This window comes from Methanobrevibacter ruminantium (assembly GCF_016294135.1).
In the GTDB taxonomy this organism is placed as follows: domain Archaea; phylum Methanobacteriota; class Methanobacteria; order Methanobacteriales; family Methanobacteriaceae; genus Methanobrevibacter; species Methanobrevibacter ruminantium_A.
On record NZ_JAEDCO010000019.1, the window covers coordinates 1 to 14,781 of the forward strand.

Annotated in this window: 12 protein-coding genes; 1 reads left to right on the forward strand and 11 read right to left on the reverse strand. The window is 30.8% G+C overall.

The genetic code is table 11. The features are described 5' to 3' along the window. Positions 1-5: 5 nt before the first annotated feature. Positions 6-245 (reverse strand): hypothetical protein, encoded by a 240-nt coding sequence (locus tag VW161_RS05610; protein ID WP_304093997.1) that lies wholly within the window; start codon positions 243-245, stop codon positions 6-8. Between the two features lie 148 nt (positions 246-393). Further along, positions 394-903, reverse strand: a complete 510-nt coding sequence (locus VW161_RS05615; RefSeq protein WP_304086268.1) for a hypothetical protein — start codon at positions 901-903, stop codon at positions 394-396. 229 nt (positions 904-1,132) lie between these two features. Between VW161_RS05615 and VW161_RS05620 the strand changes: the two genes are divergently transcribed. After that, positions 1,133-2,020 (forward strand): DMT family transporter, encoded by an 888-nt coding sequence (locus VW161_RS05620; RefSeq protein WP_304094002.1) that lies wholly within the window; start codon positions 1,133-1,135, stop codon positions 2,018-2,020. A gap of 152 nt (positions 2,021-2,172) precedes the next feature. On the opposite strand, the gene VW161_RS05625 is transcribed toward VW161_RS05620, so the two are convergent. The 9 genes from VW161_RS05625 to VW161_RS05665 form a co-directional block, all read right to left on the reverse strand. After that, on the reverse strand, positions 2,173-3,210 hold the full coding sequence (locus VW161_RS05625) for a transcription initiation factor IIB (RefSeq protein WP_304103253.1): 1,038 nt from the start codon (positions 3,208-3,210) through the stop codon (positions 2,173-2,175). A gap of 562 nt (positions 3,211-3,772) precedes the next feature. Further along, on the reverse strand, positions 3,773-4,300 hold the full coding sequence (locus VW161_RS05630) for a beta-class carbonic anhydrase (protein WP_292787443.1): 528 nt from the start codon (positions 4,298-4,300) through the stop codon (positions 3,773-3,775). Positions 4,301-4,694: 394 nt separating this feature from the next. Beyond that, a complete protein-coding gene (locus VW161_RS05635) occupies positions 4,695-5,564 on the reverse strand; it encodes an Mrp/NBP35 family ATP-binding protein (protein ID WP_304086274.1) in 870 nt (289 codons plus the stop codon). A 328-nt stretch (positions 5,565-5,892) separates the two neighbouring features. Continuing rightward, the gene (locus VW161_RS05640; protein WP_325192779.1) at positions 5,893-8,742 is read right to left on the reverse strand and encodes a transglutaminase domain-containing protein; all 2,850 of its coding nucleotides are present in this window, start codon (positions 8,740-8,742) and stop codon (positions 5,893-5,895) included. 918 nt (positions 8,743-9,660) lie between these two features. After that, on the reverse strand, positions 9,661-10,122 hold the full coding sequence (locus VW161_RS05645; protein ID WP_325192780.1) for a hypothetical protein: 462 nt from the start codon (positions 10,120-10,122) through the stop codon (positions 9,661-9,663). A 120-nt stretch (positions 10,123-10,242) separates the two neighbouring features. Beyond that, the gene (locus VW161_RS05650; RefSeq protein WP_304105583.1) at positions 10,243-10,857 is read right to left on the reverse strand and encodes a flavodoxin family protein; all 615 of its coding nucleotides are present in this window, start codon (positions 10,855-10,857) and stop codon (positions 10,243-10,245) included. A gap of 76 nt (positions 10,858-10,933) precedes the next feature. Next, the gene (locus VW161_RS05655; RefSeq protein ID WP_304105586.1) at positions 10,934-11,326 is read right to left on the reverse strand and encodes a C-GCAxxG-C-C family protein; all 393 of its coding nucleotides are present in this window, start codon (positions 11,324-11,326) and stop codon (positions 10,934-10,936) included. A gap of 186 nt (positions 11,327-11,512) precedes the next feature. Further along, the gene (locus VW161_RS05660) at positions 11,513-13,561 is read right to left on the reverse strand and encodes a heavy metal translocating P-type ATPase (RefSeq protein ID WP_304163079.1); all 2,049 of its coding nucleotides are present in this window, start codon (positions 13,559-13,561) and stop codon (positions 11,513-11,515) included. Positions 13,562-13,954: 393 nt separating this feature from the next. Then, complete coding sequence (locus VW161_RS05665; protein ID WP_304105592.1) at positions 13,955-14,776, reverse strand: nicotianamine synthase family protein; 822 nt, start codon at positions 14,774-14,776, stop codon at positions 13,955-13,957. Between the last annotated feature and the right edge of the window lie 5 nt (positions 14,777-14,781).

The window sequence follows — 14,781 nt, forward strand, 5'->3', positions numbered from 1 at the left end:
TTAACTTATTTTAACTTATCTCTAATTTCTAAAATCTTTTTTATGTGCTTGCAATGATTTTCCTTATCGCTTACTTTGACTCCTCCAAATTTTAGGTTTTCCCTACGGTATTTAAAGTCTTCACAGCCACAGCTGACAGTATCCTCTAAAAGGTCAAAAGTGATAATGTAATGCTTATTGGAGGATTTGCTTTTTATAAAGTAGTCTTCCCATTCCTCATTTTTAGAAACTTTTTCTATTATCATAACCAATCCTCAAAATTAATTAGAAATTACTAATAAATAAAAGTTTTTGAAAATAAGTCAAATTAATTAAAAAAAGTAAAAAATAAAAACAAATCAAAGAAATTAAAATAAAATAAAAAAAAGTAAAGAAAGTAAAAAGCCACAGATATTATTCAATATCAATAGTGATCTTTTCATTTCTTTTTTGTTTTGCTTCCTTGATGTCATTAAGCTTTTCTGTAAACTCTTTTGCATTTTGCAATTTCAATTCGATTTCAGATAGCTCTTCCTTAAGAAGCATTTCATCTCTTTTTAATGAGTTGATATAATCTTCACTGCCATTGTTATAATCTTCATAGATTTCCAAGATCTCTCTTGCTGAAAGAATTGATTCCTCTTTAAGGAATTTTTTGGTATGAGGTTTCACTCTAACACTTAAAGGCTGTAATCTTTCCTTTTCACCAGCTTTTCTTCCAGAAGCAACAGTTTTTGAATCTTCATAAGCATCCCAGAATTCAGTGTTTAGATCTTGCAATATCTTAACTCTGTCTTTGAATATCTGTTCTAAATCCCAAATATCAAACTCATCTGCATCCTTGTAATCCTTAGCTTTGAATCCAGAGTTGTCAAATTCATAGTTATTGCTTTTTTGCTCATTATTTTCTTCATTTCCCGGCATTTTTCTCCCCCGATTAAAATTAAAATATTCTAAAAATATAAAAATAATTCAGTAATGTAATACATAAATTACTTTTGTATACTATTAAATTGTCATACAAAATATATAAATGTACTCATTTCTAATTGGAATTTGTAAAAAAATATGGGAATAATCCCCAAATTAATCGATGAAAATAAATAAAATGAGATAGATAAAATATAATGAATTAAAAAAAATAAGTGAAATAATGAAGAAGATATACTTGCTTTTACCAATCATTGCAGGAATAATGTTTGGATCTACTGGAATATTTGTCAGAACATTAACTGAAAATGGAGTGGATTCAACCACATTGCTTTTTTTAAGATTTTCAATAGCTATTTTATACATAGCTATAGCAATATTCCTAACTGATAAAAGCCTATTGAAGATAAATAAAGAGGATATCCCATTATTTGTACTGTGTGGACTATGCATTCTCGGATTGAACTTATGTTACAATAGTTCAATCAATACTGTCCCATTATCCCTTGCAGCTATACTCTTAAGTACTGCACCTGTTTTTGTTTTGGTATTGGAATATTTCCTGTTTAAAGAAAAAATCACTTCAATTAAAGTATTATGCGTGATTCTTGTACTAATCGGATGTACATTGGTTACTGGACTTCTTGAGGAAAATTCAATTGACATTTCATGGATAGGAATAATTGCAGGTATTGGATCTGCAATTTTCTGGGCAATCTACTCAGTTACATCAAGGAAATCAATTGATATGGGAAGGCATACATTTACAATACTTTTATATTCATTGATTACAATCACAATAGTGACAATCCCATTTACCAGTTTCACTCAAATTGCTAATTTCGTTAGCTTGAATCCAGTTCCAAATGTATTATTCCTATTGTTGCATTCATTAGTCTCATTCGCATTGCCTTATGTATTCATTACTATTTCATTGAATCATATGGATGCGGGAACAGCAGTTATATTATCATCTGGAGAGCCAATAGCTGCTCTTGCATTTGGAATGATATTCTATATGGAAATGCCTACAGTACTAATGGTTTGTGGAGTAGCCATTACAATAGTGGCATTAATACTCTTAAGCAGAAGCCCTGCAAATGAGGTTTAATAAAAATAGAATGGGATGGAAATAGCTAAAAAAATATTTTAAAAATAGGAATTCTCAAAAAAATATAATACTAAAAAATATAATACTAAAAAAATAGAATACTGAAATAGAATAAAAATAGTTAAAAAATTAAATATTAAACAGGATTAAACTTATACAAAGTCTAATTTACTGTTTAATTCCTTAAATCTGTTTCTAATGGTAACTTCAGTTACACCAAGGGTTTTTGCAATCTCAGTTTGAGTCTTACGTTCACCAAACAACATGGAAGTTCCGTACAAAGTTGCAGCTGCAACACTTGCAGGATCTTTTCCTGAAGTTAATCCCAAGTCTTTTGCATCGTTAATGATTTCAATGGATCTAACTTCCACTTGGGAAGATAATCCTAATCTGCTAGCAAATCTTGGAATGTAATCATTCGGAGATATAGGAGTTAACTTAATACCTAATTTCCTTGCTAAGAACCTGTAATTCTTACTAATGGTCTTTTGGTTTATTCCAGTAGCTTTCTCGACTTCATCTAAAGTACGTGGAACTTTACAGAGTCTGCATGCAATGTAGACGGTAGCAACCAAAAGTTTGGAAATGCTTCTGCCTCTGATTAAATCCTCATCCAAAGCATTTCTGTAAATGTTTACAGATTCATACCTTACATCTTTTGAAAGGGACAAATTGGAAACGATCACTCCCAATTCAGTGAATGCCCTGGCCAAGTTTCTACTTTGAGAGTCACTTACACGAGCTTGGTTATTCAATCTTCTTAAACGGTACCATCTAGTTTTGTCATTCAAGTGTCCTTTATTGACATCAAAAGTGGTGGACAATCCACCATCATGAATAGCCATGTTCTTAGGTGCACCATTTTGACCATGGAAATTACCATCCTTATCTCTTGCGGTTCCTCTAAAGGTGGAATCGATAATGTTCTCTTCAACAACCAAACCACATTTCTTACAGGATTTTTCAGAACGGACTGTGTCCATGAAAAACTCGGTGGATCCACAAACTGGACAAGTGACTGCTTGAACTTCACTGTCTTCGAAGCTAGAAGATCTTCTACGTCTGGATTGTTTCCTTATGAGATTGGAATATTCCTTTTCTCCAAGTTCATTTTTAAAATTAGTTCTACAGTTGGATGCTTTGTTTTTAATAATAGATTCATTTACGCTCATTTCTCTTCCTTTAATCATGTAATTCAAATAACTACTCCATTATCAAAACTTATGAATAAATAGGTGGGATATGGTTTTATTAATAAAGTGGGATAATAAAGTTGACTACTAAATAGTAATTAAATACTATTGCAATGAAAAATAGAACTAAAAAAGAAAGCGTCCTATAAAGTATGATTTTGATGATGTTTGATTTTTCTACAATTCAATTAACTGGTTATTAATTGAAAGCTAAGCTTTTGGCATAAGCTAGCACGAATCCAAGTCGTGGTATAATGTATGTTTGGGAACTTGATAGCCCCATTATTGATGGCAACAGTACTACAGTTACAATTATAATAATTAACATTTGCAAAATTGATTATTTTTAGTAATATATGATAAATTAATCTAATTTGGTGAAATAAATTAATTTTAGGTGGTTTCAATAAAAATAAAAGATTTTAGAAAAAATTTTTCAAACTTTTCTAAAAACTTATACTAATTTTAATCAGATATTATGAATATTATTGAAATTAATCTAACTTTTCATACATGTCGGATATTATATTATAAACACCGCCATATATAAAGGTTTGCATTAATAGTCTTCTTTCAAGACTTTTAATTCTCCAGTTACAATGTCAATTATAAGACCATGCACTGGAACATCTGGAATCAATGGGTGATTTTTGATCTTGTCAACAACATCAAGCACATTTGCCTCTTCAGATTCAAATCCACCAATCCATTCTGCCAAGTCATATTTTGCAATGTCTTCCTCTTTAATGCCTCTTGCAAGCATCTTTTCCTTCAATGCATCTGCATCAGCACCAGCCATACCACATTCAGTGTGGCCTACAACCAATACCTCTTCAGCACCGAGATTGTACAATGCAGCACCAATAGATCTGATTGCATCTTCTCCTACAATGGAGTTTCCTGCATTTCTGACTATTTTTGCATCTCCTCTTTTAAGTCCTAAAGCTGGTTCAAAGAAGTCGATTAATCTGCAATCCATACAAGTGAGAATAGCTAACTTCTTTTGTGCATGGTGAGACATTTCCTCCCCTTCAAAGTTTTCGACAAATTTCTTGTTATCTTCTAAAATACCATCCAATATAGTCATACAAACACCTCTAAATACCTTAAGGCTAAAAAGATAATTTATTTATAACTTATAATTATAGCCTTTAAATTGATTTTTAAAGCATAAAATTGATTAAAAAAACCATACAATTTTATATATTAATCTATGTTTTATAAACTATATAAAATTATCTTAATCTGTTTTAAAAAACAGCCATAATGATTAAAATTGTTTAAAAATACTTAATTAAATTAAATAATAATTAAAATAATAAAAAAGCAATGAGAGAAGAAGAAACCCCCCAAATTAAAAAAAATAGCATAAAAAATGATTATAAAAAATGAAACCCCCACATTAAAAAAGAATACATAAAAAATGATTATAAAAAATGAATTAATAAAAAAATAAAAAAAGAAAAAGATGATTGAATTGATTATTCATCATCCAAAAATGCTAATCGGATATTGTCAATTATTTCAGAAAACTTTTGACTGACTTCAGAATCCGCATAACTATTTACCATAGTGCTGTCCTGATTTGCAGATTCCGGAACCTGTTCAGTTAAAGGCAAATTGCCCAAATAAACAACTCCCATATCAGTTGCAAACTTTTCACCTTGGGACTCACCAAATATATTGGTTTTTTCACCACAATGAGGGCATACATAATAGGACATATTCTCAATAAGTCCAATATCCTCAATGTTTAGCATCTTAACCATACCTACACATTTCAATACATCTTCCTGTGATAGGCTATTTGGTGTGGTTACCATAATGACTGCATCAACATTAGGCAATGATTGAAGCACAGTCAACGGTTCGTCACCAGTTCCAGGAGGATTGTCAATAATCAAGACATCAAGGTCTCCCCATGCAGTGTCTGCCATGAACTGCTTGATTGATCCTGATTTTTGAGGACCTCTCCAAATGATTGGAGTGTCTTGAGAGTCTATCAAGAATCCCATTGACATGACCTTGATTCCATTATTGCTCATTACAGGAATCATTTCCCCATGTTCAATCATAACATCCTTACCTTCAACCCCCAACATCTTAGGAATGTTTGGTCCGTGAATGTCTGCATCAAGTATACCAGTTAATAATCCTTTTTTCTGGAAAGCTTCTGCCAAGTTAGCGGCTACTGTGGATTTACCTACTCCACCTTTTCCACTCATAACAGCTATTTTATATTTGATATTTTTCATATGTTCAAAGAGCCTTAATTCCTGTTCAATCATTTGCTTTTGTTGTTCAGGAGTCAAATTTGCAGCTCCATGATGTCCATGTCCATTATTTGCCATTTTACGCCTCGTATAAATTTCTTTAAACAGTATAATATATCATACTTAAATTATTTAAATATTATTTTTTCAATGAAAATTGGTTAAAGTATAGGGGATATGTAGATGAATGCGGACATTATAATATAAAAATAGTACAACTACTAAAATAAATTAAAATAAGATTAATTAAATCGATTATAAAATCACAAGCATTAAAATTATCATACTCATAATGAATATAATGAAAGAAAAAATTATTGAAAAATTTTAAAAAATAGAAAATTTAAGTAAAGTGGAAAAAATTAAAAATAAAAAAAGAAAAGATTAAAGATCAGTCATATCCAATTTAGAAAGATAAATGGACATACTGACCATGAGGGTCAAATGAAGTGGTATTCCAATTCTGAATATTACCTAATTTATTTCTGCTGCTTGTTGCATCAGCAGAATACCAGACACCATCAACATAAATTTGTGCCCACACATGACCTGTCACCAAACCACTTGAGAATTTACAGTTCTTACCATGTGAATATCTAGCAGGTATGTCTGCTGCCCTACAAAGAGCCACAATCAAATTTGCATGGTCACAACAGTTACCTCTCTTATTACTTAAAGTTCCTGTTGCTTTATACTTGGTGTTTGCATAATATTCATAGTCTATATTATCTCTGACCCAATTGAATATAGCCTCTGCTTTAGCCCAAACACTAGATTTTCCTGAAGTCAATTGATTAGCCAAAGTCTTGATTTGAGAATTTAGCGCATCATTTCCAGAAGAAACCAAATATTGTGCTAGTTGAGAGGAAGTTAAAGACTGTATCTCATTTAAACCCTTCTTATATTGTGAGGAATTTTCTCTTTTAGTGACATCTGAACCAGGTGTACCGTTAACATCCTCTGCATTGAAAGTAACATAATTTGGCAACCTATTGTTAATCCTATAAAAGTCTAAAGCTTTTGAAAGTCCAAATATGTATAAATCAGGAGACACTAAACCTTCACTTGTACTTATAGTGTTTGGAAGCCTATTTTCATTAATTGAAAAATTAATTAATTTATTAGCTAAAGCAAGGTAATCGCTTTTATTTAAAGCAGCATTAAAGGATAAACAGCTTCCATTAGCATATGAGGAATTAATAGCAATAACATCTACATCAAGTTTTTTACCATTATTAATATTTTCCACTGATTTAGCCATTAAATATGCAAAGCTGGTAATATTAACAGTTATTCCATTTACAGAAAGGTTATTCGGAACATAGCCCTTAAGCTCTACAAAACTCCTTAAATTACTTGCTGATTGAGCAATCTGATTAAATGTGAAAACTTTGTCTGACTTAACATCAAGATTGACAGATCCTGATGAAGCAGAGTATAGACTATCACCATCAAACTTATAAGTCAATGCAACAATTCTAGGAGAACTTTCTGACATTAATAAATGAACTTGACCCTTGGAGTCAGTGGTATTCTTGATGGTATTCCCATCAAGAGTAAATGTCAGGGTTTTGCCAGATATTCCATTACCGTCACCATCTTTCAAGGTCACTACATAAGAACTGTTATTCATAATGGAATTACCGGAATTCTTAAGTGAAGTTGAAAGCTTTACTGCCAAATTAATATTTCCAGAAGATGATCTGTTATAATAGGAACTTCCTGCATAACTATAAGATAATTTATAAGTTTTACCTGCCTGAGAACTAATAGTTAAACTAGCTACACCTTTAGAATTAGTAGTTCTAGTATAAGTATTGCCATTAAAGACAAAAGTCACAGTCTTTTTGGATAATGCTTTGCCATTTCCATCTTTTAAAGTAACATTGTATGCATTTCCTTTAACAATGATTGAAGAAGATCCGGTTAAAGTAGTAGCCATCTTAGTTTTAAGATTTACTGAGCCGGAACTAGAACCATAATAAATGCTTCCAGAATATTCGTAAGTTAATTTATAAGTATAACCAATCGCGGAATTGATTTTTAAACTAACAACCCCTTTGGAATTAGTAGTTTTCTTATAAGTTTTTCCTCTGTATTTAAGAACTACAGTTTTATTAGATAAAACATTGCCGTTATAATCTTTCAAAGTAACGTAATAATATTTTCCTTTACCTACAGAACTACCAGAATTGGTTAATTTAGTAGGGGTTTTAATATATACAGATACTGTTTTAGAAGATGGCGCATAATAAGAACTGCCGGCATATTTATAATTTATATTATAATTTTTTCCAGGAACCACATTTAAAACTAAACTTACAACTCCTTTAGTAGTGGTAGTCCTAGTATAAGTCTTGCCATTGAATGTAATAGTAACAGTCTTTTTAGATAAAGCTTTATTACTAGAATCTCTTAAAGTAACACTATATTTAGCCCCTTTAACTATACGAGCATTAAATCCAACTATTTTTGTAGGCTTTTTGACCTTAAGATTCATATAACCTGAATATGCTGCAAAATAACTATCTCCAGCAAATTTATAAGTTAATTTATAAGTTTTTCCTACAGTACCTGTAATAGTGAAACTAACAATACCTTTAGAATTGGTAGTTAACTTATAAGTCTTGCCATTATAAGTAAGGGTTACTGGTTTTGATGCTAATACATTCCCATTTTTATCTTTTAAAACTACTGAATAGGAGTAACCTTTAACTGCATCTTTAGTGGAGCTTGAAATAGTTGTTGGAGTCTTGCTAACAGTTATACTATTTGATAATGATGAATTTTCATACAATTCATCACCTTCAAAAATAACCCCAATTACATAGCTACCTGCTTTTGCATTAATATTTAATTTTGCAACACCATTAGAGTTAGTAGTCTTAGTATAATTTTTTCCATTGAATGTGAAGATCAAATCTTTTCCAGATAAAACGTTTCCGTTATTATCCATTAAAGTGACTGAATAATCATATCCGTTAACTACACTTGAACTGGAACTCACAATGGAAGTAGAGTTTTTAGTAGGTTCAACAGGGTCTTCACTGCCTGAATCAGTAGCATCAGATAATTCATTAGATTCAGAATTAGTATTGTTTAATATTTCTAAACCATCCTCTGCAGAATCGGAATCAATAGCAGATAAATCCTCATATTGACTACTTAAATCATCACTCACTGAATCCTCATTTTCTGAAAGATAATTCTGATTATCATTTATGTCACTTGCATCACTTGCTGATACTGATGCCATTGTCAAAATAAACAATGAAAAAATCAACAAAAGCAATGCTCTGTTTTTAGTCGAAATTTTTTCACCTCAATACATTAAAAAAGATGAATTAACATAATAAATAAAATAATGCTAATTATTATTTTAAAAATAAATTTTCATAATAATATTTTTTATAAGAATTAAAGAATTTAGAAATTTTTTCTAAGTAAAATAATCTTTTTTAATGTTATATAAAAATTTTTAATTAATATAATATAAATGTTTCTCTTAAAAAAAAATTTAATTAGAAAGATATCATTAGGTTAAATCTACTATAACGAGCAAATAATAGTTAAATTAGAAAATGAAATATATTTGATATTTATTTATAAAAAATAATAAAAAATATTAAATTAAATAAGAAAAAAAGAAATATTATTAGATAAAATTAAAAACAATCTAATAATGCTTTATTAGATAAATAAAGAACTACCCATATGTATTTTATTAAAATATAATAAAATAATAATCAAATAAATGAAATATAAACAAAATTAAGAGAATTTAATTAAAAAAGCAATAAACAACGCTTTTTAAATTGAAAAACAGAAAAAATAAAATCCCATATCATATATAATATTAATATATAATTAAAAAAAGATTTTTTAAAAAATAGAACATTCTTATTTTGAAGAATAAAGTACAAATCAAAGGTAAAATGGAAAATAAAGCATTAAAATGAAAGATAAAAAATCATATTTAGATAATCTAATTAAGTATGAAAATTGCTTAAAAATTACAGGAAAAATAATGTTAAAACTATTAAAAAATTAATTTAAAATGGATTTAAAAATTTGATAAAATTTAAAAAATAATTAAAAATCTAAAAATAAAAATGATAGAAAAAGAAAGTGAGAAAAACATAAAAAATGAAAAAAAGAATTAATGGATAATTAATTATCCTAAATCAGTAGCTCCTGAAGAAGATCCTCCACCATCAGATGAGCCTCCACCATCAGAAAATCCTCCACCAGAGGACCCAGAACCTGAATCACTAGAACCAGAACCACTGGAACCTGAATCACTAGAACCAGAACCAGAACCATTAGAACTTGAGGAACTAGAACTTCCAGAATGACTTGGACTTGCAGAATGGCTAGAACTTGAGGAACTAGAACTATATCTTACAGTAGAGCCTGAAGATGAGGAACTAGTGCTAACACTGGTATCTGTGCCATCATCAACTGTTAAATTCTCTGTTTCATTAATTGTTGTATTAGTAACATTAGTTACATTTTCTTGCAATTCTGTATCTTCTGAATCCCCTAATCCATTAGATATGAAAAGGAAACCGCAAACAAGTGCAGCAATTGCAATCAAGATAAGTAAAATAATAATTATTTTATTTCCAGTATCCATAGAATTACTCCTAAATTTTTTAAAACATAGCAAATAATTTTAAGATTTACACAATAATGATATTTCTTTTTTAATAAATATAAATATTATCATATTAGCAATTAAAAGAAAAATATCAGATTATCTAATAAAATTAGTTCTTTGTTTTTCTTCCTCATGCTTAGGCAATTCTCTATTTTCAAGTGATTTTAAAATCCAAGCCATATTGGTTGCCAATGTTCTCATGGTTTGGAGACCTTCCAAATCTTGCTTGACTTCTTCAGGAGTGTTTCCATGAACACTATTCCAATATTGTGATGCAACAATAGGCATATTTGAAATTGTGAAGTACTTGTTCAATCTGTCAAAGCTTGCACTTGCACCGCCTCTACGGCAGCTTACGATAGAAGCTCCCGGTTTGAATTTAAAGTTAGCACTTGCAGCATAGAAAACCCTATCAAGTATAGCGCATAATGCACCATTAGGACCAGCATAATAAACTGGAGAACCTATAATCACTCCATCAGATTCTATTAGCTTATCAATTATTTCATTTGCTGGATCATCGTCAAATGCACATTTTCCATTGTTATGACCGCATTTGAGACAAGCTATGCAACCTCTAACAGGTTTGTTTCCAATCCAGAAGATTTCACTGTCAACACCCTCTTTTTCCAATTGGTTTTTGATTTCAGTCAGTGCTGTAAAAGTGCATCCTTCCTTATGAGGACTTCCATTAATTAGTAAAACTTTCATTTTCTCACTCCAAAACTAAAAAATTAACAATTATTAATCTAAATAATAAAAAAATAATAAAAAAATAAAGAAAAAATTATTCTTTTAAGTATTCGCAGACCTTTTCACCTGCAAATAAGCATACTTCAACACATGGAGATTTGTCATCCCCATCTTTTGAGATGTATCCGCATGTTACAGATTCATACTTGTCCTTGAATTCATTGAATAATTTTTTGGAAGCGGAAATGATTTGCTTTTCATCTGCACCTAAAAGACCTAAAGCCATTACAGCCCCAGTTACAGCACCACAGGTTCCTTCAGAGAATGTTCCACCAATTCCTCCAGAGAATCCTTTTGCAAGAAGAGCCAATTCTTCAGTAGGCATACCTGCAACATCACAAATTCCCATAAGAGTTGCTTGTGAACAACTGTAATCCTTTCTGTATTCTTCAATTTTATTTACTACTTCATTTGAATCCAATTCCATAATAATCCCTCACAACTAATTTAAATCAAATTTTGAATAATTCGAATTATTTAAAACATTGTTATAGTTAGTATAAACTTTAATGTTAATAAATTTTTATAAATCAATGAAAAAAAAAATGTTTGAAAAAATAATAGATAAAAAGAGTAGAAAAAAGAAATAAAATAAAAAAAGAAATAAAAAAGACTAGTTGTGATAGGTTCCACAACTTTGTCTGCTTAAAGCATGCTTGTGAGCATGCATATGCTTAATTCCACTTTCAGTTTCGATTTCATCAATTATCTTAATGCCGTCATGAGAATGTGAGTGCTCTCCATCATTGTGGAAATGATAATGGCTGTGTTCCACATTTTCAGTATCGATTTTCTTAATTGAATCATCAAATTTCCTGTCATACAGTAACGCTGCATTCAATACTACAAGACATGATCCTGCATTGTGAACAATAGCTCCAGTAACCGGATTCAATAATCCTAAAACGGAACATACAATAGCCACTGCATTGATTGTCATGGAAAGGATAATGTTTGCCTTGATTGTAAACAAGGTTGAATTTGAAAGCTTTTTAAGATATGGAATCTTACCGATGTCATCACCTAAAAGTGCAATATCTGCTGCTTCAATAGCAACATCACTTCCTACAGAGCCCATTGCTACACTTACATCAGCAGTCTTGAGTGCAGGTGCATCATTTACACCATCACCAATCATACAGACTTTCTTGCCTTCACTTTTGAGCTTTTCAATCCAATCAAGCTTTTCTTGAGGAAGCAAGTTTCCATATACCTTTCCAATTCCAACTTGAGAAGCAAAATAATTAGCAGTTTCTGTATTATCTCCTGTAAGCAATATTGTTTCAGTTCCCAATTCATGCAAGTTCTCAATCATGTTTTTGGAATCTTCACGTATTACATCAGACAATCCAATCAAACCGACTACACCATCATTCAAAGCAACGATAATTGAAGCCTTACCTTCATGTTTTAACTGGTTTAGTTCACTATCAACATTAAAATCAATATTATTTCCTGATAAAAATTTGGAGTTTCCTGCATATACTTGACCATAAGAGTTCTTACAACTTACCCCTTTTCCAGGGAACATCTTAAAGTCTTGTGGTTCTTCAATATCAATTTCAACTTCTTTTGCTTTGTCTACAACAGCTTTAGCCAATGGATGCTCACTTAATTCCTCACAAGAGGCAACTATGTTCAAAACATCCATTTCATCTAAATCATCTTTCAAGGAAATAATATCCGAAACTGCTAAATTACCGTAAGTTAAAGTACCTGTTTTATCGAACACTAATGTATTCAATCCACCGAGAGTTTCTAAAGCTTCACCAGATTTAATGAGCACTCCATATTTTGTTGCCTGACCAATAGCTGCCATAATTGCAGTTGGTGTAGCAAGTATCAATGCACATGGACAGAATACTACGAGGACTGTTACTCCCCTTTCAATGTTTCCTGTAATGAGCCATGCTGCAATTGCAATTATCAATGCAACAGGAACAAGCCATGTTGCCCATTTGTCTGCAATCCTTTGAGTTGGAGCTTGCTTTTCATCAGCTGCCTTTACAAGGTCAATCAACTTTTGAAGTGAAGAGTTTTCACCTAAACTGGTTGCCTTAATGTCAATTGCACCATACAAATTCATGGTACCGCAGAACACCTCATCCCCCACATCCTTATCAATCGGCAATGATTCACCAGTCATGATGGATTGATCAAGAGAAGAGGTACCGTTTATAATTTCACCGTCAACAGGTACGCTTTCACCAGGAAGAATTCTCAAAGTATCTCCGATTTTAATCTCATCAACGGAAATCATTTCTTCCTTGCCATCCACAATTCTTCTACCTGTTTGTGGAGTTAAATTAATAAGATTTCTTAAACCTTTTTTAGCTCTTTCAACTGTCCAGTCTTCTAAAAGAGCACCTAAAGCCATAATCCATGCAACTTCACCTGCTGCAAATATCTCACCAATCAAGAGTGATGCCACCATAGCGATTGCAATAAGAAGTGCAGATGAAATCCACTTTTCACGGATTAATCTGGTTAAAGCCAATAATAACATTGGAATACCACTTATTATTACCGCACCCCACGCAGGGTTTAGGTAAATTGGAGTGTCAATTCCAAGTATCATGAAAATAACAGCGATTACAAGAAATATAGCTGAAATAATGGTCATTTTCAAACCAAATAAGAAATCAGTTATTTCATCAATCAATATAGACACCTTCTTTTATAATAATTTAATAAAATTTTTTTGTAATATTAAAAAGTATTACTTTTTTAAGTTTTTTGCATAGTTAGTATCACTAATGTTAATATATACACCATATCATATAAATTTTATTACTTTTTTGTAGTTTTTAGGGCAAAAAGTATTACTTTTAGAAAAATTTTAAAAAAAATATGAAAAAAGTATTACTTTTTTGGTGATTTTTCTATAAAAAGTATTACTTTTAAATAAATTTTAAAAAAAATTAATTAACAAAAGAAAGTAATATAATATGGAAATTTAATAAAAATAGAAAAAAGAGGACTATAAAAATAAAAAAATTAAAGAAATAAAAAAATTAATAATAAAAAAAAGGGATAGAATTTAATTAATGTTTAATTAACTAATCTTTCTAATTAATACAGAAGTGTTGTTTGTTTTTCCTTTAGGAAGCAACATAACTTCCTGATGGAATCCTCTTGTATCCTTTTCAGTTACTGGAGAGTAAAGAATAGCTCTCATACCAGTATATGTTCTGTAAAGAACCGGAGTCTTCTCATCAACAACATCCCAAACATTTGCAAATACCCTATCCTTAGGTTCAGCAAATGCCGCAATCATCAAGATGTCATAGTCCAAGTCTGCAATAGTCTTTTCATTACCTGTTATAATCTCAATGCTTTCATCAAGACCTAAACGTTTTAAGACTTTTCTTGACAAGTCAGCAACTTCAGGATCCTGTTCAATACCAATACATTTGCATCCAGTTACCATATTAAACATGATTATTGTTAATGGCAAAGGACCGCTACCTAAAAATACAAATGTCTTGTTTTCATTGAATTTAGCCAATTGCATTTCATTTTCAATAAGGCCAATATACCTGTCATAAAAATGGAATGAATCCAAAACAGCTTTGGGATCATCAGATTCCAAAATTTTCATAGCATTTTCACGTTCTAATCTTGCACCGATATAAACATAGAACTTACGAATCAACTTCAATGCTTTATTCATTTTCTCATCATCAAGAATATGCTTTGCAGAGTCAAAATCTATTTCCTTGTCATGGGCAATTACTTCAATATCATCCAAGATCTTTGTAATCTCCCCAATATCAGTGCCATCCAATGCAGAAATGCCCTCAGTATCCAAATCTCCATAGCTTGAAAGCTTATTCGCAATCTCTTCAATTGTTCCCCAATATTTATAACAACTCATTTTAT

What these genes read in the sequence shown, in the direction of transcription:
- VW161_RS05610 (WP_304093997.1), bottom strand. Translation starts at nt 245, where the DNA reads ATGATAATAGAAAAAGTTTCTAAAAATGAGGAATGGGAAGACTACTTT.
- VW161_RS05615 (WP_304086268.1), bottom strand. Translation starts at nt 903, where the DNA reads ATGCCGGGAAATGAAGAAAATAATGAGCAAAAAAGCAATAACTATGAA.
- VW161_RS05620 (WP_304094002.1), top strand. Translation starts at nt 1,133, where the DNA reads ATGAAGAAGATATACTTGCTTTTACCAATCATTGCAGGAATAATGTTT.
- VW161_RS05625 (WP_304103253.1), bottom strand. Translation starts at nt 3,210, where the DNA reads ATGATTAAAGGAAGAGAAATGAGCGTAAATGAATCTATTATTAAAAAC.
- VW161_RS05630 (WP_292787443.1), bottom strand. Translation starts at nt 4,300, where the DNA reads ATGACTATATTGGATGGTATTTTAGAAGATAACAAGAAATTTGTCGAA.
- VW161_RS05635 (WP_304086274.1), bottom strand. Translation starts at nt 5,564, where the DNA reads ATGGCAAATAATGGACATGGACATCATGGAGCTGCAAATTTGACTCCT.
- VW161_RS05640 (WP_325192779.1), bottom strand. Translation starts at nt 8,742, where the DNA reads ATGGCATCAGTATCAGCAAGTGATGCAAGTGACATAAATGATAATCAG.
- VW161_RS05645 (WP_325192780.1), bottom strand. Translation starts at nt 10,122, where the DNA reads ATGGATACTGGAAATAAAATAATTATTATTTTACTTATCTTGATTGCA.
- VW161_RS05650 (WP_304105583.1), bottom strand. Translation starts at nt 10,857, where the DNA reads ATGAAAGTTTTACTAATTAATGGAAGTCCTCATAAGGAAGGATGCACT.
- VW161_RS05655 (WP_304105586.1), bottom strand. Translation starts at nt 11,326, where the DNA reads ATGGAATTGGATTCAAATGAAGTAGTAAATAAAATTGAAGAATACAGA.
- VW161_RS05665 (WP_304105592.1), bottom strand. Translation starts at nt 14,776, where the DNA reads ATGAGTTGTTATAAATATTGGGGAACAATTGAAGAGATTGCGAATAAG.